The organism is Amycolatopsis sp. NBC_01488 (assembly GCF_036227105.1).
In the GTDB taxonomy this organism is placed as follows: Bacteria; Actinomycetota; Actinomycetes; order Mycobacteriales; family Pseudonocardiaceae; genus Amycolatopsis.
Window position 1 is genome coordinate 7,343,466 of the sequence record NZ_CP109434.1, and the last position, 17,696, is coordinate 7,361,161.

Genomic DNA, 17,696 nt, shown 5'->3' on the forward strand with positions numbered 1-17,696 from the left:
GTACGGGCAAGGTGGCGATCAGGCCGCGGCGCGGGCACGCGGCGCCGGCTCGGCCAGGTAGTTGCTGAACCGCCGGAGCAGCCCGGCGAACACGTTCGTCATCAAGCGGTCGCCAGCGAGGCCGATCACGCGCGGCGGCAGGACGTCATACGGCGCTTTCAATGACGACAAGGCGGACGCGAGCTTCGCCGGGCGATACCGTGCCCGCTCGTAGCCGCGCAGCAGCGACGCCGGATCCCCACCCGGCCACGGCCGGGCCAGCTGCCGGGCCAGCATCCAGGCGTCCTCCAGCGTCTGGTTGGCACCCTGCGCGAGGGTCGCGGGCAAGGCGTGGACCGCGTCCCCGGCCAGGGTGACCCGACCGTGTCCCCAGCCGCGCGGAACCCGATGGCGGACGTAGGGATAGAAGCCGAGTTCCGTTTCGTCCAGTGCGTCCAGCAGGGCGGGCACCGGCGCGGGCAGGTGCCCGAACCGCGCCTGCAGATCCACAATGGACACTTCGGTCCCCGGGGACCAGGGCAGCTCGAACAGGCAGTGCAGCTTCCCGTCCCCGCAGGGCAGCAGCGCGCACATACCGGCGGAGCCGATGTAGGCCCGGGTCCGGTGGTCGCCGAGGAGGTCGTCCGGTGCGTCGCAGAGCCCTTGCCAGCTCGCGATCCCGGTGGGTTTCGCCGGGCCGTCGGCAAACAGATGCCGGCGCACGACCGAGTTGTGCCCGTCCGTGCCGATCAGCACGTCCCCGGCGATTTCGGTGCCGTCGGCCAGGAGGGCGGCGACCCCGGAAGCGTCCTCGCGCACGCCGACGCAGTTCGCGGCGAACCGCACACTGGGGGACGTCTCCCCCTCGAGCAGCCGGGTCAGCAGGCTGCCCCGCCGCACCACCAGTGTCGGCGAGCCGAACCGGGCGGTGAGGTCGGCGACCCGCATGCTGTAGAGCAGCTGTCCGCGGTCGGTGAAGGTGTCGAGCATGTTCACCGTGCGGCCGAGGCCGCCGAGCCCGACCCCCAGATCGCGCAGGATCCCGGTGCCGTTGCTCCACAAGGTCACCGTGGCGCCGGCAGTCCGCAACGCGGGTGCCTGTTCGCAGACGACGACTTCGTGGCCGGCCGAGCACAGCCCGCGAGCGAGGGCGAGGCCACCGACTCCGGCACCGACGACGACCGCTTTCATTCCGCTCCGGCGAACGGCGCGACGCAGGAGAAAAAGCTCATGTGAAGCCCCCAGGAACCGACGGGACGGTGAGCGGCGCGACAGGTTGCGGCACCGGACGAGCCCGATGTTGTCCCCCCAAGGTAACAACTCCCCGGCCCACCCGCAATGGAACCGGGCGAATCCGGGACTTGCGAGGGACGGCCGCCCGGTGGGCATACTGGGAAGGACCAGTGTCCGGCCAGAAATCGTTCGCCCGGGGGAATCACATGACCACGAGATCGTCACGGACTATGCCGCCCGCACGCCTGCTCGGCGTCGGAACGGCAACCCCGCCGACGGCCTATTCGCAACTGGATTTGCTGGGCGCGTATGACATCCGCGACCCGCGGATCCGTTCGGTTTTCCTCAACGGCGGCATCGAACGCAGGTACCTCACCCTCCCGCCGATCGGCCCGGACGGCACGCGCCACAGAGAATCCCAAGGTGAGCTTCTCGAAAAAAATCGAAACACCGGTATCGAAATGGGCGTTCGAGCCGTGGAGGAATGCCTGAAGAAACTCGGCGCCGACGTCTCGGACGTCGGCCACCTCTGCTGCGTTTCCTCGACCGGCTTCCTCACTCCCGGCTTCAGCGCGCTGGTACTCGACAGGATCGGGCTCGGGTATGGCACCGCCCGGCTCGACGTCGTCGGCATGGGCTGCAACGCCGGCCTCAACGCTCTCGGCGCGACCACCGGCTGGGCTCGTTCCAACCCCGGTGAGCTGGGCATTCTTGCCTGCATCGAAGCATGCTCGGCCGCTTACGTCTTCGACGGCACGATGCGGACGTCGGTGGTCAACAGCCTTTTCGGCGATGGCGCGGCGGCGCTCGCGGTGTGCGCGAACGAGGACAGCCGGCTAGGCCCGCAGGTGCTCCGGTTCGCCAGCCGGATCATTCCGGAAGCCATCGGCGCGATGCGCTACGACTGGGACGAAGAGCAGGGCAAGTTCAGTTTCTTCCTCGACCGGGAAGTGCCGTACGAAGTCGGCGCGAATGCCGAAGAGGTCGTCGACCGCCTACTGTCCGGAACCGGGATACGACGCAGTGAAATAGCCCAGTGGGTGGTGCACTCAGGCGGCCGCAAGGTCATCGATTCGGTCATGGTCAACCTCGGACTCACCCGGCACGACCTGCGCCACACGAAGAGCGTTCTCCGCGATTACGGGAACCTCTCCAGCGGCAGCTTCCTGTTTTCCTACGAGCGACTGCTGGCCGAAGGCAGAGCGAATCCTGGAGAGTACTGGGTGCTCATGACAATGGGTCCCGGCTCGACCATTGAAACGGCACTGATCCAGTGGTGAATGCAGCAGTCATCCGCGCTTCGATTTTTTGGCGAAGCCCGTGACTTTGCCGAGCACGTCCGGAGCATTCATCCGCAGCGCCTGCTGGTAGGCGAATTCCGCGAGGTAGCCGCGAAATTCCTCGACCGGTTCTTCGGCGAGCGCGAGCATCTGCCGGTTTGCGAGCACGGCGGGGCCCACCAGCCGGGTGACCGCCGCGTCAATGGCTTCGTCCATCCGGGCGGGGTCGACCACCTCGTCGCACAGCAGCCGGGCCTCGGGATCACGGGCCTCGATCCGGCGTCCGCCGAGGATGATCTGCCGGGCCAGCCGCGGACCGGTGAACCGGCTCAACCGCAGGTTCGCCACGCCGGGCACGATGCCCTCCTGCGCCGCCGGCAGGCTCAGGTAGGCGTCCGAAGCGAGCAGCACGTGGTCGCAGACCAGCAGCAGCTGCATGCCGCCGCCGATCGCGAACCCCTCGACCGCGGCGATCCAGGGCTTCGCCGCGCCGTTGCCGTGCATCAGCTTGCGCAGGCAGCCGAATTCCCGGCCCAGGAGGAAGTCCGGGTAGGAGATGCGCCCGGCGGCCAGGTGCTTGAGGTCGATCCCGGCGCTGAACACGCGCCTTCCCGCATAGCGCGGATGGGTCATCACGCAACCGCGCAGCACGCCGACCCGGCTGGCGGGGTCCAGCAGCACCAGGTCGACCGCGGTCTCCAGGTCAGCGACCAGCCCGTTGTCCTCGGCGTTGAGGTGATCCGGCCGCCGGAGGGTCACCTCCGCGGCTGGCCCACGGCGTCGCACCGTCACGGATTCCAGGTCCACAGCGCCGGTTTCGCGGTATCCGGGCAGCAGCTTCCCGGCCCGCACGGTCGGCCGGGCCATCGACTCGATCAGATGCCGGCCCGCGCGGGGTGCCGAAAGCACCGCGCGGAAGAAGATCGCCTGGTCGATTTCCAGCCCCCGCCGGGATCCCGGCGGCACCGCTTCCTCCGCGGCCAGCTCGTCCTCGGTCGGCACCAGGCCCGGAAACACCCTGGCCGCGGCCGAAACCAGCTCGCCGATGCGCAGCCACCGGCGGAAGCCCGCGGTCAACCGCTCGTAGACCGCCTCAGCATGAACCGCGAGAAAGTCTTCCCGTGCCCTGCGCACCTCGTCGACACCGGCACCTTGCCGGACGTACTCGGCCAGCGCGGCGGCGTCCACGGCCGGATCGGGCCGCGCCGTCATCCCCGCAGCCGTCGATCGCACGCGGCGAGGTGCGCACCGAGTGCCTCCTCGAACGTCTGCGACGAGGCGTCGAGCATCAGCCGTCGCCGGATCGCCAGCTCGGGCCCGCTGTAGGCGGCCAGCAGCGGCTGCAGCTCCGCGACGCGCTCGGGCACGGATTCCGCGACCTCGTCGATCAGACCCCATTCGGCGCCCCGCGGCGCCGGGATCTCGTCGCCGAAGAGGATCGGCAGGCGGCTCCCGCCCGCACTGAGCTGGTTCGCCAACCGGAAAACGACCATGCCGGGCCACAACTGCCCGCCGCGCAGCGGCGGGCGCAGCACGACGTCGGCCGCGGCGATCCGGTAGTCCGTGGCGAGGAGCGCTTCCAGCGCGGTGCCTCCACAGTCGCCGAGCGCCATCCCGATCGTGACCACCGGGGATCGCTCGATCCGCCGCAGCGCCGACTCCCACTTGGTGATCAAATGCACGTCGAGGTCTTCTCCGCCGTCCGCACCGGCCTGCGGTGATCCCGAAGGCCGGCCGCAGCGCAGGATCACGGCGCCGCCGAGATCCTCGGCCCGGTCGTAGAACTCGTTCAACGCGGTCACCGCGGCCCAGGAGGGTTCACCGCCGACGATGTCGAACCCGGAACCCACCACATCGGTACCGAACACTTCTCGCATGAGTCTCCTCGGACGACGAGCGCTTTCTCCGACATGGCCCAGCCACCCGGAACCGCATTCTGTCGCCGGGTTCAGGACTCGCACAAGCGTTTCGAACTTCCTTGAATCACCGACCCCGGCGCCACCCGAAACGACGGATTTCCTTGAGCGCCTTGAGTTTCCGGACACGGGAGACGGAGCGACCCCGGCATGCCGACCGTGCGGACGGAACACACCGGGTCCGGAACGCGGCGCGATCTGGGGTTGGCACCGCGCAAGCGGAAACGCATTCCGCGACAGCGGGCATCCCATCACGGTCCCCACACCCGGCGAAAGCCATTCGATTATTTTCGAAGTCGCCTGACCGGTCGCCGAACCACCGCGACGACCTGCCCCGACGGCCTCGTCGGACCGGAACCGGCCGTGACAGCCATCACAGCAACGGCCGGCCCTTACCAGACGCAAGAGGTTCGCGGCGGTGAACTTTCCTGGCCACTCAGGACGGTATACCGGCCCAGACCGCGACGGGGCGTGGCCGCCGGGTCGCGGAGTCCGATGTCGTAGGAAGCGAGGCCGGTCTCTTCCTACGACTACGATGCCCCACTCGGCGAGGCAGGCAATTCCACGCCGAAGTACCTGCTCCAGCGTTCACCGTGACGCTGCTGGATCCGGCCAGGCCGACCCGCGGCCGGCAGCACCACGACGCGCCCGTGTGCTCGCCCCGGTCCCCCGGATGGCCGAGCCTTTCCAATCAATTCGAATAACCATCTTTCGATTTTTCGAAACCCGGGGCAGGTCTGCCGAGACGGCACTAGATTGGCCGATGAGCAAAGGCCCATCGAGCAACATATGATCCAGGGAGACAACACATGCTGGCTACACGTTTGTCCGATGCGTGGCTGCGCCACGATTCCACCACCGCTACCCCCGACGCGCCCTCGGCCGATGACCTGTTCCTGAAGTCGATCGCCGTCGGTGCCGCCGACAATCCCGACACCATCACCATCTGGTGCGATTTCACGCTGGTCTGCACCGTCACCGGCCCGTCGCCGACAATCGGTTGCCCGTCCACCTACAAATGCGCCTGATTCCGTCCGGATCGCATTACCGGTCCGCGGACCGGTAATGCGATCCGGACGGTCGAACGAGGGGAATCGCGGTGTCGACAGCAACCGGCCGGAAACCGACCGGCGAGGATCCACAGGATCGATGGCATGAGCTGATCCCGTTTCGCTGGTTACCCGGCGAGGCGTTGGCCGCCAGGCTGACCCTGCCGCTGGAGGGCACCCCGCCGGTCCCGCCGGCCACTCCCCCGAACCGCGGAGTCCGCCCGGCCGGGCTGGCGGACTCCGCGGTGGCGTGGCTGCGCGAAACCCCGGCCACCTGGCCGCTGATCCCGTTCTGGCCGCTGCTGGAAGAGCTCGCCGAGACGATGACGGCGGAGCTGGCCGAGCTGGCCGAGGATCGGGTGCCCGGCGCCCCCGCCGATCGAGCCGCCTGCGCCGGCATCACCCGGGGCTACTGTGTCAGCCTGACGTCTCATCTGGGCTACCTGATCTATCAGGTCGCGGCCGGGGCCGTCGAGGACGTCCCGGACCGGGTCGAGGACGGGCCGCCGGAAGCGGACGCCGCCACCGAGCTGGCCGAGAAGACCGGGCTGATGAACGCGCTCGCGAGGGCGTTCAGCGACCGGGCCGCAGCCGGCAGCCTCGCGGCCCGGTACCGCCCGCTGTATCGCCAGGTCGAGCATGTGCTCGCGGTGCACGCTCGCTCGATCCGCTTACTGGTCCGGCGGTTCCGCCACGACCAGGCCGGGCTGTGGCCGCTGCTCGAAGCGCTGCCGGCCCCGCTCGTCGAGCTCACCGCGGTGGGCGACCTGCATGAGCGCGGCACCGTGTGCGAGCTCGTCTTCGACGGCGACCGGGCGTTGATCTACAAACCGCACAGCTTGGCCCTCGACCAGCAGCTCGGTACCCTCTTCGACGCATTCGGCCAGGCCGTACCCGGCTTCGCGCCACGGATCCCGCCCACCCTCGACCGGGGCGAACACGGCTGGCAACGACGGATCTCCTGGCGCCCGGTGACTTCGCCGGAGCGGGTCGACGCCTACTACCGCCGCGTCGGCGCGCTCACCGCACTCGCCTACGCCTTCCGGGCCACCGACCTGCACCGGGAGAACGTGCTCTGCCGGGGTGCCGAGCTGTTCGTCATCGACCCGGAATGTTTTTTCGGAACCACCTTCACCACAGCGGCGGACGGGGAGTCCGAAGAGGACGGTGATGTGCGGGCCACCGTCATGGCGGCCGGCATCCTGCCGCAGCCGATCAAGCCGCCGGGGGTCGACCGGTCGTTCGACGCCTCGGTCCTCGGCTGGCACCGAGCGCCCGGCATGGACGAACTGATGCGGCTGGTGCCCCGCCGAGATCCGGACGGTCGGCTGCAGTTCGTGCTGCAGCGCACGGCGCGCCCCCCGGTCACCCATCTGCCCGGGCCGGTGGGCGAGCCGGTTCCGGTGTGGGGCCACGAAATCGCGGTCCGCGAAGGGTTCGACCGGGCCTATCGATGGCTGCTGCAGGTCCGCGACGAGCTGATCGCGCCCACCGGCGCGCTGGCCGGGTTCACCGGCCTGCGGACCCGGCACGTGGCGCGCAGCACCGCGTTCTACGCGCGGTTCCTGCGGGAGTTGGGCCGTCCGCTCACCGCGGCGGAGCCACACGCACAGGAGGAGCAGCTCAACACCCTCTGGCCACCGGACGGCCACCACCGGCCGCTGGCCCGGTCGGTCTTCGAACACGAACGCGCCGTGCTGCTGCGCGGCCTGATCCCCACCTTCGACCTCGTGGCCGGCGAACGCCGGTTGTACCTGCCCGGCCCGGACGGCTCCCACGACGACACCTGGGTCGAGGACGCGTACCCGGTCAGTGGTCTCGACCTGGTCCGCCAGCGGCTCGCCCGGCTCTCCGAAGCCGATCTGGCCCTGCAGGCCAGGCTGCTCCGGCACACCCTCGACCTGGCCGCGGACGACAACGACCGGGGCGCGTGGCAGCCCGGCTACGAACCCGTCCTCGGCGGCGCCGCGCCCGGCCGGGACGAACTGCTCGACGCGGCCGAAGACATCGCGGCGCTGCTCACCGGGCAGATGGCCCGGACCGGCGGCCGGGCGTGGTGGCCGACCTGCTTGGACGTCGCGGAGAACCGGCGCCGGATCCTGCCCTCCACCGGAACGCTGTACAACGGGGCGGCCGGCATCGCCTTGTTCGCAGGGTGCCTCGAAGCAGTCTCAGGCCGTCGCACCGAGCTGGCCGAGCAGGCGGAACTGGCCATGCTCGACTGGGCCGATCGCTTGCTCGACCGGGTAGCACCGGATCAGCTTGCGCGCCAAGGCCGGCTCGGCGCGTTCGACGGCCTGTGGGGCGTGATCTACGCGGCGGGCTGCCTCGGCGCCATCCGTGCCGAGAAGCCGTTGCTGCGCTGGGCACAGGCGGCCGTGGAAGCGACCACTCCCGGCATCGGCGAGGCGGCCGATTGGGACGTGATCAGCGGTTCGGCCGGGATCGCCCTGGTGGCCACCGAACTGGCCGGACGGCTCGGCCTGCCGGGTGCCCACGAGGCGGCGGTCCGCGCCCTCGAAGCGACCGGGCAGCACCTGGAGCGGGTGCTGGAGTTCACCCGGGTTCCCCCGGTCGGCGTCGCACACGGCCTGTCCGGCGCCGCGCTCGCCTTCGACCGGGCCTCCCGTGTGCTGGGCGGGACGAACGCCGAGGAGTACCGCGCCGCCGCCGAAATCACCCTGCGTGCCGAGCAGTCGGCCTTCCTCGACCGCGACCGCGGCTGGGAGGACAGCATCCAGCCGGACGGCCACGGCCGTCAGGCCGGCAAACGGGAAAGCTGGTGCCGGGGTGCCAGTGGCGTCGGCCTGGTGCTCACCGAGCTCGCCGGCCGGATCGACCTGCCGGGCGTCGACGTCGCGGACCGCCTGGCGGTGGCCCGCGAGCTTGCGCTGCGCCGGGCGATCGGCACCGACCACGAACTGTGCCACGGCGCGCTGGGCGCCTGGGAGTTCCTCACCGCCGCCGGCGCGGAAGAAGCCGGACCGGCGCTGAGCGCGATCCTCGCCAGCGGCCGCACTTCCGGCTGGCTGACCGGCTCGGCCGGGCTGCTGCCCGACCACGGGCTGATGACCGGACTGGCCGGCATCGGTCTCGGACTGCTCCGGGCCGCGGATCCGGCACGCGTGCCCCGGGTACTCACCCTCGAACTGCCGGCCGGCCCCCGACCAGGACAGGAAACCGCATGACCGACCCGATTTTCGTCCTCTTCGCGGCGCGCTCCGGTTCGACCCTGTTCCGCGTTCTGGCCGACACCCACCCGGAGATCGCGAGCCCACCCGAGACGCGGATCGCCGCGATCGCCGACAGTCTCTGCTACAGCTGGCGAACCGTGTCGCCGATGGCCGCCTCCGCTCCGGTGCTCGGCGCGGACCGCATGCGTGAGATCGCCCGGATCGCCGCCGCCCCGATGGATGCCTACGCCGCGCAGCAGGGAAAGACCCGGTGGTGCGAGAAGTCGCCGGACAACGTGACCCAGTTCCGGATGCTGGCCGAGCTCTACCCGGACGCGCGGTTCGTCGTGCTCGTCCGGCACTGTCTCGACTTCGTGGTATCCGCCCTGGACGCGGGCCGCTGGGGATTCGGAGCCTACGGCCTGAAGCCCTACGCGCGGGATTCCCCGGACAATCTCGTGCGCGCAATGGTGACCTGCTGGTGCGACTACACGGAAAACCTGCTCGCCGCCCGGACCGCCCTCGCGGACCGGGCCCGGCTCGTCCGGTACGAGGACCTCGTGCGCGATCCGCAGGAGACCATGGACGGCGTGTTCTCGTTCCTCGGCGTGCCCCCGGTCGAAGACATCGCGGCGACGGCGTTCACCACCTATCACGACATCGGCCCCGGCGACCACAAGCTGATGTTCACCGACGCGGTCCACGACCGGCGCGTCGGCACCGGCCGGCAGGTGCCGGTCGACCTGATCGGCACCGGGCTGATGCAGCGGATGAACGCTGCGCTGATCGCTGCGGGCTACCCCGAGGTCGGCCCGGACTGGAACGAGGGCACCCACGCCGTCCCCGACCCGAGCGCGGCGTCTTCGGCCCGCGCCGGCCACGCCGTGCTGGGTCCGGCCGCACCCGAACCGGAACCGTGCGCACACGAGCCCGCGCCGCACCGGACCGGCATCCTGCTCGAGGATCTGGGCGTGTATTGGACCGTCGACCCGGCCGGGCCACGGCTGGTCCGGTGCGAACGCGCCTGTGCGGCCGAGTCGCGGATCATCACCGACTCCGCAACCCTGCGCGAGCTCGTGTCCGGCACCGGGAACATCGGCGGTGCCATCCGCGCCGGGACGCTTCGCGCCACCGTCGGCGCCAGCGTCCTGGCCGGGGTGGTGGAAGCGCTGCGCACGGTGGTTCCCGCGCCGCTCGGGTGAAACCGGGGCGCCTACCGCACCGGCTCCCCCACCATGGCCGCGTACCGGCCGCCGAGCGCGCACAGTTCGTCGTGGGTGCCGCGCTCGGCGATGCGGCCCTGGTCGAGCACGACGATCTGGTCGGCTGCGCGCACGGTGGACAGCCGGTGCGCGATGGTGATCGTGGTCCGGCCGGCGGCCAGCCGATCGAGGGCTTGCTGGACAGCTAGCTCGGTCCCGGTGTCGAGCGCGCTGGTGGCCTCGTCGAGGATCAGCACCGGCGGATTGCGCACCAGCGTGCGGGCGATGGCAAGGCGTTGCCGTTCCCCGCCGGAGAAGCGGTAGCCACGCTCACCGACCACGGTCTCGTAGCCCTCGGGCAGCCCCGCGATCAGGTCATCGATCTGTGCCGCCCGCGCGGCAGCGGCGATCTCGTCGTCGTCCGCGCCGGGTTTGGCCAGCCGCAGGTTGTCCGCGATCGAGCCGTGGAACAGGTACACGTCCTGCGAGACGACGCCGACCGTCGCGGCCAGCGTGGCGAAGGACAGATCCCGGACGTCGACCCCGTCGACGCTCACCCGGCCACTCGTGACGTCGTAGAGTCGGGGCACCAGATAGCCCAGGGTGGTCTTGCCCGCACCGGTCGCGCCGACCACGGCCAGGTGAGCACCCGGCGGCAGCTCGAGGTCGATCCGGTGCAGCACGCGCTGATCGTCGTAACCGAAGTCGACGTTCTCGAACCTGATGTGCCCCAACGGATGCGGCAACGCGACCGGACGGGCCGGCTCGGGGACGTCGACGGGCAGATCGAGGTATTCGAAGACCCGCTCGAACAGCGCCAGCGAGCTCTGCACCGCGATGCCGATCTGCAACAGCTGCAGCGAGGGGGCGAACAGACCTTGCTGGAGCGTGGCGAACGCAACCAGAGTGCCGATCGAAACGGCTCCGCCACCCAGGCCCGCAGCCCAGTAGATCACCACGGGCATGGCGGCCATGACGATCTGGACCAGGGCCTGCCGCCAGCGCCCCGCCGTCGCCGAGGAGACCGACAGTCCGGCCAGGGCCCGGGACCGGCCGGTGAACTCGGCGACGAGCACGCCGGTGCGGTCGAGCACCCTGCCGAGTAGGTATCCGTTCACCGAAAGGGATTCCTCGACCAGAGCGGCCATCGAGGCAGCCTGCTCCTGACGTTCCAGCGTAAGATTCCGGCGCTCGCCGCCGACTTTCCGGCTGATGGCGACGAAGAACGGCAGCGTGAGGACCGAGACGAGGGTCAGGCGCCAATCCAGCACGAGCATGGCGGTCAGGCTGGAAAGCATCGTGGTGAGCCCCGAAACGACCGTGGTCGCCACCATCGTGACCGTCGTGCTCATGCCGCCGATGTCGTTGGCGATGCGGGACTGCACCTCGCCGTTGCGCGTCTTGCTGAAGAACGCCAGCGACATCCGTTGCAAGTGGGCATAAACCGCCGTGCGCAGGTCGTGCAGGACATCCTGCCCGACCGCCTGGGAAAGCGAGGTCTGGAGCACGCCGAACACCGACGTGCCCACCGCGACCGCCAGCATGCCGCCGGCCAGCAGGCTCAGCAGCCCCAGATTGCCGTGCGGCAGGGCCACGTCCAGGATCGCCCGGAGGAGAAACGGGGAAACCATGGCCAGCATTGAGGAAACGGTCAACAGGCCGGCCAGGAGGGCCAGCCGTTTCCGGTGGGGCCCGAACAGCCGCACGATCCGCCGGAGCGGAACCTGCGGACGGGCCTTCGGGCCCGGTCGGCGTGCCGCGGGACTCACGACACGATCGGCATCGGTCCCCTGAGCCGGCTCGGGCACGGCCACCGGCGGCACTGCTGTCACCGGCCGGGGCGCCCGGCCAGGAAGGCACACAGCGCCTCGACCGATTCCGCGGCGGACTGAAGGTGCGCCGGCAGGACCAGCTCGGGGTCCGGGGGCGGTTCGTACGGGTCGTCGATTCCGGTCAGCCCGGTCAGCCGGCCCGCGCGTTGTTCGGCGTAAAACCCCTTGACGTCGCGAGCGGCACACACGTCCACCGGAGTGGCGACGTAGATCTCGACGAAGCCCAGGTCGTCCGCCTCGTGCCCGGCCCGCACGTCGGACCGGCTCTCGGCGAACGGCGCGATCACCGGCACCAGCACCGTTACGCCGTGACGCGCGAGCAGTCGCGCGACGAAGCCGATCCGCCGGACGTTCTCGATCCGATCACCCTTGCTGAACCCGAGGTCCTGGGTGAGGCTCCGGCGGAGCTCGTCACCGTCGAGCACCTCCACCCGCCGCCCCGAACTCCGCAGCCGTTCGGCGGCCCCTTGCGCGATCGTCGACTTTCCCGCGCTCGGCAGCCCGGTCAGCCACACCGTGATGCCCCGTCCGGTGTCCGCCCGGGGCGTTTCCGGCAGACTTCGCACCGCGCCCTCGAATCGCACCACCGCAGCCCCCGCCCAGCCGATCGCCATTGCGAAATCAACCTACCCATCGGCCGACCGCGATCGAACACCTTTCGAAATAACTCGAAAAGGCATCGCGAATTCACCCGCAATCCCCCGGGATTGCCGCTGCGGCGGATCATTGCGGCTAGGCATGCAGCATTGGAATCCAACAACTTGATTAACCATTTCGTGAACCAAACCGCGAGGCAACTCCTCGCCGATCATCTGATCACCTCGGCATACCAACGAGCGTTTCCGCCGCAACAAAGCCGCCTGAGTGTCGGCACCGGCACGCAAACTGACCGGTTTCAGCAGAAACAGGACATTCAGCCCGGCGCGCGAAGCCCACGGTCGAGTCGCTCAGCGTTGGCGCCAACCCCCGCTTCCCACGCTTCCCGCAGGCGCGCGTACGACGCCGGCTCTTCGCGCGTCGAACGGGCACCGCCCAATCCTCACTAGCCCCATCCACTTGTGGCACAGCTCACTTGAATACTCAACGTCATCTAACTGTCGGTAGTGCCGTCAGTGGCCGTCGGGCCTCGCACCAAGGCAACCCCGACTATCCGTTGAAGAACTCAGGCAGCCGATGCATGCCACGGGCGCAACGCCCACCGACCCAAGGTCGACAGACAAGATCGACAAACCTGGCCTCATCTGCACATAGTCCGGCGATGGCGCAGGCACACAGTAGCTCCTATGCTTCAAGAGTTCGGTCGCCCGGCGAGCGTGACAGCGCACGCGGGACTGACGCCCGCTGTCCGTCGACGTTGACCGGATCACCTCTTCCGCAAACGGCCCAGAAACGGCCCAGGAGTCCATTGTGGATGTTCACCTTCGCTAACCTCGCAGCTCAACCCGTGCTCGGCTGCGCGAATTCCAGAGCTTTGACATACGTGCGACATGATCCCGAACGCCGAGCACTGGCGGGTTTCGGTGTGGGAGGCCCAGGAACTGCAGCACGCGATCATGGGGTACCTACCCGGCTACGCGACCCCGCGGATCGTGTGCGACGTGCCTTATGTCGGGAAGCGGTGGGTGCACCAGCTCGCCGACTACGACCGGGAGCTGGGGATCTCGTACTGGACCAAGAACTACCTGACCAGCGTCGACAAGGCGGACGCCGAGGACCGTGGTGAGGCGCTGCAGCGGCGCTACCCGTACTACGACCCCATCGCGACCCTGCCCGAAGCCGGTCAGCAGTGGTGGGCGAACCGGTCCAGCTGAGGCCGGCGGGTCAGACTTCAAGAGGCATGCCGAGGGGGTGTCGCGGGGCCCAATCGGGGCCGCGCGCACCCCCTCGGCCGTCTCGGACGTTTGTGCTGGTCAGGGCCGGTGAGTACCGGTTGCGACCGATCACGATACGGCCCAGAAACGGCCCATAAATTCCACTGTGGACAGACATGGGTGCCCGGCGACCACTTCAGCCCGGGCGGTCGCCAAAGTGCTCCACCTCCTTTTCATAACGAGCCCGGGGTCGCCAGCAGGCTCGCGCGGCGGACCCAGCGCTGCCGATGCGATCCAGGCCGAGCGGCCGGAGTGGCGCCCGCCAGCCGACTCCAACCCCGAGACCGTCGAGCCGGTCGGTTCGGTGGCCAGGGTGGGGGCGGTCATCAGCGCGGCCGCAAGGTTCCGGCACGCGGCGGAGAACCTCCACCAACCGCGCCCGCGCCCAGACCAGCACCTCCCGGTCCCCGGTGAACCGCTCGCCCGCGGCGGCGTCCTCGCACGCGGTAGCTGCCGCGTGCAGCTGCTCCACGATTCCAGGCCTCGGTCATCCCGCTGCGCACGCGAACCGACCGCCGTCGTAGTCCGAAACGGCGCGGTCAGCCAGCTCCGCCGCCAGCGTGCGCACGCCGACCTCAGCAAGAAGGGTGTTCGAAATTGCGCTTGGCCAGCTCCATGAGGTCCTACGGGCGGTACCGCTGCTCCTCCTAGAGCCTGTCAAGGACCAGCTTCGCGAGCGCGGGGTAGGCGTCCGGGCGGTTACCGGGCACAAAGAGGGTGAGGTCGAGGATGCGGACCTGCCGATGCACGGTCTTCCCGGTGAGGATCTCCTCGAAGCCTTCGGGTGTCCGGCAGAAATAGCCACCGGAACCCACCGCCATGGGCGTGATCGCGCCGGTGCAGCGTTTTCGCTGCTGGTCGGTGAGCGACTTCGGCGTGACGTCGTCCGGCACCGCGGTGACGGTCAGCAGTGCGAGGTCGCCGTACGTGCATTGGAAGTTGGTGACCACGCCGTCGACTTTCGAGGGCTCCTCGTGGGCCTGGGCCGGCAGGGAGGTGCCCAGCGCGGAGGTGATCTCCTCGCCGCCGAGGAACGCACAGGCTTCGGTGAGCTTCGCGGGTGACGCCGGGCGGGTCACCGCGCTCGTGGTCGTGGTCGGCGGCGGCGGTGTCGACGACGCCGGGCTGCTTGGAGCCGTGCTCACCGGCGGCGGTGCCGCGGTGGTTCCCTGCGAACACCCGGCGGCGCAGGCCAGCAGACATGCGGCGGTGACGAGTCCCCTCGAACGGTGCATGGTCGAAATCTAGCCCGGTGCCGACGGGCGGCTCGCTCGAGGACACCGAAGACCTCGGGGAAGACCTCGCCGATCCGGACCGGGTCGCTCCCCCGCTCCTCGGGCTCGGGGTTCTCGCGGGCGCGGAGGGACCGAGCCACGCCCCGGCGTGGCCTCCGAGGTCTTCGGTGTGGTCCGGTCCATCCGCGGTCCTGAGGCTTGCCCGGTGGGAAGCTCCCTCCAGCGTGCGCATGCCGCACGCCTCAGGACAAGGGCGGCCGGGGGAATCCACGCGCGGACGCAGCAGGTCGCGCCAGTTGGCGGGCCAGGTGGCCAGCGCGATCGCCGCCATGATCAGGAGGTGCGTCGGCGCCATGACGCTCTGATACAGCTCGTCGTGGTTGACGATGTGCGTGGTCACGGCCCCGGTGAGCAGCAGCACGAGCGTCGCCGCGCTCCGTGCACATGGGCCTTGTTTGTACTTCGGTTCACGAAGGATGGTGGTGGGGGAATGGCGGTCCGCGTGAAGCTGGGGGCTATGAACCTGTGGAGGCGGGCATGACCCATTGGGCGGCGGTCGGTCGGCTACTTCCCGCGGATGACCGAAGCCGAGGGGACGCCGGGCGCGGCTTGTGGAAGATGAACACCGAGCGCGTCACCCGGCAGCGGTTCGCGCTGATCGTCGCCGAGGGCGTGGCCGAGCTGTCTAGCTACACCCGCATGGAAAACCGCATCGCCCTGGAGGGCACGCTTGTCGAGTCCGGGCACCCGCCCGCTGTACGACTACGTCGGCAAGCCCGACCCGGTCGAGACCGGGTCGCAGAACCCCGTCGGCTATGCCGAACTCCCCGGAGGAAGCGCAGTTCCTCCACCGGCCCTGCGGCTGCGGCTGCGGGGAGAGCACCGACCGCGACTTCCTGCCCGGCCATGACGTGCGCGCCATGCAGGACCGCGTCCGGAGCTACTTCGGCGCGTCCCCGATGCGGTTCATCGAGTGGGTCGACGCCAAGATCGCCGGAGACGCTCGCGTCGGCGGCAATGCCCGCTGGCCCAGACTGCTGGCGCCCGAGTTGTTCCACGACGACGGAACCCCCAATCACGACGCGCGGCTCGAGGTCACCACCAGTGCCCCCGTCACGCTGAAGAAGGCTGCCGCGGCCGGCTCCACTGGGACAGGCTCGTTGCCGACCGGGCCTGCCGAGCAGGACTGACGGGTCCGCGCCCGCGTCCGGCTGCGCCAACAGCAGCGCCGGGCCGTTGACCCGAGTCACGCGCGGCGAATGCCCGACCGGCGGTTGTCCCTCGGGATCCGGCCCAGCCCGGCGTCCCCAGCGTGCTGACGTCCCGACACGAGTCAGCCGCGATCGGCGGCGCACGGCGGCGCACGGTCGCCGGCGCGCAGGGAAATCGGTCCTGCGCCCACGGTCAGCTGACGGTGGGCGGTTTCTCGATCGCACGGCGAGGCGTGCTCCGACGCGGCGGAATGGGAGTGCCGTGACGCCAGGTGTTCAGCAACAGCGCGAGAAGCCGAGGTGCTGGCCCGGAGGCCGCTACGAGCAGCGCGAATCCATCTTCGTGACCGCGCTCCAGGTCCTGCCGCCGCGTCAGTTGGCCGTGCTCGTCCTGCACGATGTCCTCGGCTTTCCCGCGAGCGAGGTCGCCGGCATGCTGGACACGACGGTCGAATCGGTGAAGAGCGCCCTCAAAGCGGGCGCGGGCCGGCCTGGCGCACCGGCGGACGGCCGAACTGCCGCCCGCCGCCGGCTCGCCCGCCGAGAACGCGATCGTGGCGAATTTCGTGCACGCCTGGGAAGCGGCCGACGTCGACGCGCTGGTGGCCCTGCTGACCGACGACGTCTTCGTGTCCATGCCGCCGCTGCCCCTCGAATAGGAGGGCCGGGACGCCGCAGTGCGCTTCTGCGCGACCCTCCTGGACGCGGGCCGCCGATTCAACCTCGTGCCGAACCGGGCCAACGGCCAGCCGGCGTTCGGGGCCTACCTGCGTGGTCCGGACGGGACCCGCCACGGGACGGGCTTGTTCGTGATCACCCTCGCCGGCGACCGGATCTGCGGCATGATCCGCTTCGAGAACAGTATGTTTCCGGCGTTCGGGTTGCCGCGAAGCCGAGAGGGAGCGAAGTCATGACGGAGTGGTACGGGGTGCGGTGCGTCTTCCGGTGGACCGAAGCTGTCGAACCGTCGTACGAGGAACGGGTCACGGTGTGGCACGCAGTCGACGTCGACTCGGCGCTGGCGCTGGCCGAGACGGAAGCGCGGGAGTACGCGAAGGAAATGGGGGCGACTTACGTGGGGCTCGCACAGGCCTATGCCACGGGGAACGAGGAGCTGGTGTCCGGCAGCGAGGTGTTTTCGCTGCTGCGTGACAGCGCGTTGCCGCAGGAAGAGTACGTGGACCGTTTCTTCGACACCGGCGACGAACACCAGGGCACGGCCTGACCCGGCCGAGGCGCCGCCACACCGCCGGAAACCCGCGCCGTGCTCACCGACGCGCGCCGTCGCGAGCGTCCAACCGAAGCACCGGCTCGCCACCGGCATCACCGGCCGCGTCGCCGATCAGGGCCGAGAAGTGGTTCGTGGTGACCTGGACGTCTCCTCCCGCGAAGCTGACCTCGACCGGGAACGGTCACTTCACGCCGCAGCGGCAGACCGCGCTGAAGGCGGCGCTGCAGCGGTCAGCATCAGCGTCGGTGGTCATGGCAGCGAGGCTCCAACCTGGGTCAGGGCAATAGTGTCGATCAGAGGTGTCATCGGCGGGACGCGCCGTGCAGCAGCGGGGTCGGACAGTGTCCAGGACGGGATCCACAGGTGCTCGTCGTCCTCGGTGGCATCAGGGCGAACCGATGGCAAGGGCCGGCCGTCGGCGCGCAGGTCGCTGTGGGTCACCTCGGCCACGGTGTCGCCGGTTCCGGGTACTGCCAGGTGCGGC

At 69.8% G+C, this 17,696-nt stretch carries 14 protein-coding genes and 1 pseudogene; 8 read left to right on the forward strand and 7 right to left on the reverse strand.

Features of this window, described 5'->3' with window-relative positions; translation table 11 throughout:
* Positions 1 to 18: 18 nt before the first annotated feature.
* Entirely contained in the window at positions 19 to 1,170 is a 1,152-nt protein-coding gene (locus OG738_RS34570; protein ID WP_329047351.1) for an FAD-dependent oxidoreductase, read from the reverse strand.
* Positions 1,171 to 1,442: 272 nt separating this feature from the next.
* Between OG738_RS34570 and dpgA the strand changes: the two genes are divergently transcribed.
* The gene (dpgA, locus tag OG738_RS34575; RefSeq protein ID WP_329047352.1) at positions 1,443 to 2,492 is read left to right on the forward strand and encodes a 3,5-dihydroxyphenylacetyl-CoA synthase DpgA; all 1,050 of its coding nucleotides are present in this window, start codon (positions 1,443 to 1,445) and stop codon (positions 2,490 to 2,492) included.
* 9 nt (positions 2,493 to 2,501) lie between these two features.
* On the opposite strand, the gene dpgC is transcribed toward dpgA, so the two are convergent.
* Positions 2,502 to 3,725, reverse strand: coding sequence for a (3,5-dihydroxyphenyl)acetyl-CoA 1,2-dioxygenase DpgC (gene dpgC / locus OG738_RS34580; protein WP_329047353.1), 1,224 nt, complete (start codon positions 3,723 to 3,725; stop codon positions 2,502 to 2,504).
* Positions 3,701 to 4,369, reverse strand: a complete 669-nt coding sequence (gene dpgB / locus OG738_RS34585) for an enoyl-CoA-hydratase DpgB (protein ID WP_329047354.1) — start codon at positions 4,367 to 4,369, stop codon at positions 3,701 to 3,703. Before dpgB ends, dpgC begins: the two co-directional genes overlap by 25 nt.
* Positions 4,370 to 5,217: 848 nt before the next feature.
* Between dpgB and OG738_RS34590 the strand changes: the two genes are divergently transcribed.
* The 3 genes from OG738_RS34590 (at position 5,218) to OG738_RS34600 (ending at position 9,832) form a co-directional block, all read left to right on the forward strand.
* On the forward strand, positions 5,218 to 5,436 hold the full coding sequence (locus OG738_RS34590; RefSeq protein ID WP_329047355.1) for a hypothetical protein: 219 nt from the start codon (positions 5,218 to 5,220) through the stop codon (positions 5,434 to 5,436).
* Positions 5,437 to 5,600: 164 nt separating this feature from the next.
* Positions 5,601 to 8,645: a type 2 lanthipeptide synthetase LanM gene (gene lanM / locus OG738_RS34595; RefSeq protein ID WP_329047356.1), complete on the forward strand. Its 3,045-nt coding sequence runs from the start codon at positions 5,601 to 5,603 to the stop codon at positions 8,643 to 8,645.
* Positions 8,642 to 9,832 (forward strand): sulfotransferase family protein, encoded by a 1,191-nt coding sequence (locus OG738_RS34600; protein WP_329047357.1) that lies wholly within the window; start codon positions 8,642 to 8,644, stop codon positions 9,830 to 9,832. Before lanM ends, OG738_RS34600 begins: the two co-directional genes overlap by 4 nt.
* A gap of 11 nt (positions 9,833 to 9,843) precedes the next feature.
* Here OG738_RS34600 and OG738_RS34605 read toward each other — a convergent pair whose 3' ends face one another.
* Positions 9,844 to 11,646, reverse strand: a complete 1,803-nt coding sequence (locus OG738_RS34605) for an ABC transporter ATP-binding protein (protein WP_329047358.1) — start codon at positions 11,644 to 11,646, stop codon at positions 9,844 to 9,846.
* Positions 11,647 to 11,660: 14 nt separating this feature from the next.
* Positions 11,661 to 12,251 (reverse strand): adenylyl-sulfate kinase, encoded by a 591-nt coding sequence (gene cysC, locus OG738_RS34610; RefSeq protein ID WP_329047359.1) that lies wholly within the window; start codon positions 12,249 to 12,251, stop codon positions 11,661 to 11,663.
* A gap of 888 nt (positions 12,252 to 13,139) precedes the next feature.
* Between cysC and OG738_RS34615 the strand changes: the two are divergent.
* Positions 13,140 to 13,475 (forward strand): annotated as a pseudogene (locus OG738_RS34615) (lysine 2,3-aminomutase); the annotation flags it as partial.
* Between the two features lie 707 nt (positions 13,476 to 14,182).
* Here the strand turns inward: OG738_RS34615 and OG738_RS34620 are convergent.
* Positions 14,183 to 14,770, reverse strand: a complete 588-nt coding sequence (locus OG738_RS34620; RefSeq protein ID WP_329047360.1) for a hypothetical protein — start codon at positions 14,768 to 14,770, stop codon at positions 14,183 to 14,185.
* An 815-nt stretch (positions 14,771 to 15,585) separates the two neighbouring features.
* Between OG738_RS34620 and OG738_RS34625 the strand changes: the two genes are divergently transcribed.
* The 3 genes from OG738_RS34625 (at position 15,586) to OG738_RS34635 (ending at position 17,206) form a co-directional block, all read left to right on the forward strand.
* Complete coding sequence (locus OG738_RS34625) at positions 15,586 to 15,960, forward strand: hypothetical protein (RefSeq protein ID WP_329047361.1); 375 nt, start codon at positions 15,586 to 15,588, stop codon at positions 15,958 to 15,960.
* Positions 15,961 to 16,658: 698 nt separating this feature from the next.
* Positions 16,659 to 16,895: a hypothetical protein gene (locus OG738_RS34630; RefSeq protein WP_329057080.1), complete on the forward strand. Its 237-nt coding sequence runs from the start codon at positions 16,659 to 16,661 to the stop codon at positions 16,893 to 16,895.
* Positions 16,892 to 17,206 (forward strand): hypothetical protein, encoded by a 315-nt coding sequence (locus tag OG738_RS34635; protein ID WP_329057081.1) that lies wholly within the window; start codon positions 16,892 to 16,894, stop codon positions 17,204 to 17,206. Before OG738_RS34630 ends, OG738_RS34635 begins: the two co-directional genes overlap by 4 nt.
* A 255-nt stretch (positions 17,207 to 17,461) precedes the next feature.
* Here OG738_RS34635 and OG738_RS34640 read toward each other — a convergent pair whose 3' ends face one another.
* On the reverse strand, positions 17,462 to 17,653 hold the full coding sequence (locus tag OG738_RS34640; RefSeq protein ID WP_329047362.1) for a hypothetical protein: 192 nt from the start codon (positions 17,651 to 17,653) through the stop codon (positions 17,462 to 17,464).
* Positions 17,654 to 17,696: the final 43 nt, after the last annotated feature.

Excerpts from the sequence above, each read along its gene's own strand:
- OG738_RS34570 (WP_329047351.1), bottom strand. The coding sequence starts at position 1,170 with ATGAAAGCGGTCGTCGTCGGTGCCGGAGTCGGTGGCCTCGCCCTCGCT.
- dpgA (WP_329047352.1), top strand. The coding sequence starts at position 1,443 with ATGCCGCCCGCACGCCTGCTCGGCGTCGGAACGGCAACCCCGCCGACG.
- dpgB (WP_329047354.1), bottom strand. The coding sequence starts at position 4,369 with ATGCGAGAAGTGTTCGGTACCGATGTGGTGGGTTCCGGGTTCGACATC.
- OG738_RS34590 (WP_329047355.1), top strand. The coding sequence starts at position 5,218 with ATGCTGGCTACACGTTTGTCCGATGCGTGGCTGCGCCACGATTCCACC.
- OG738_RS34600 (WP_329047357.1), top strand. The coding sequence starts at position 8,642 with ATGACCGACCCGATTTTCGTCCTCTTCGCGGCGCGCTCCGGTTCGACC.
- OG738_RS34620 (WP_329047360.1), bottom strand. The coding sequence starts at position 14,770 with ATGCACCGTTCGAGGGGACTCGTCACCGCCGCATGTCTGCTGGCCTGC.
- OG738_RS34625 (WP_329047361.1), top strand. The coding sequence starts at position 15,586 with ATGCCGAACTCCCCGGAGGAAGCGCAGTTCCTCCACCGGCCCTGCGGC.
- OG738_RS34635 (WP_329057081.1), top strand. The coding sequence starts at position 16,892 with ATGACGGAGTGGTACGGGGTGCGGTGCGTCTTCCGGTGGACCGAAGCT.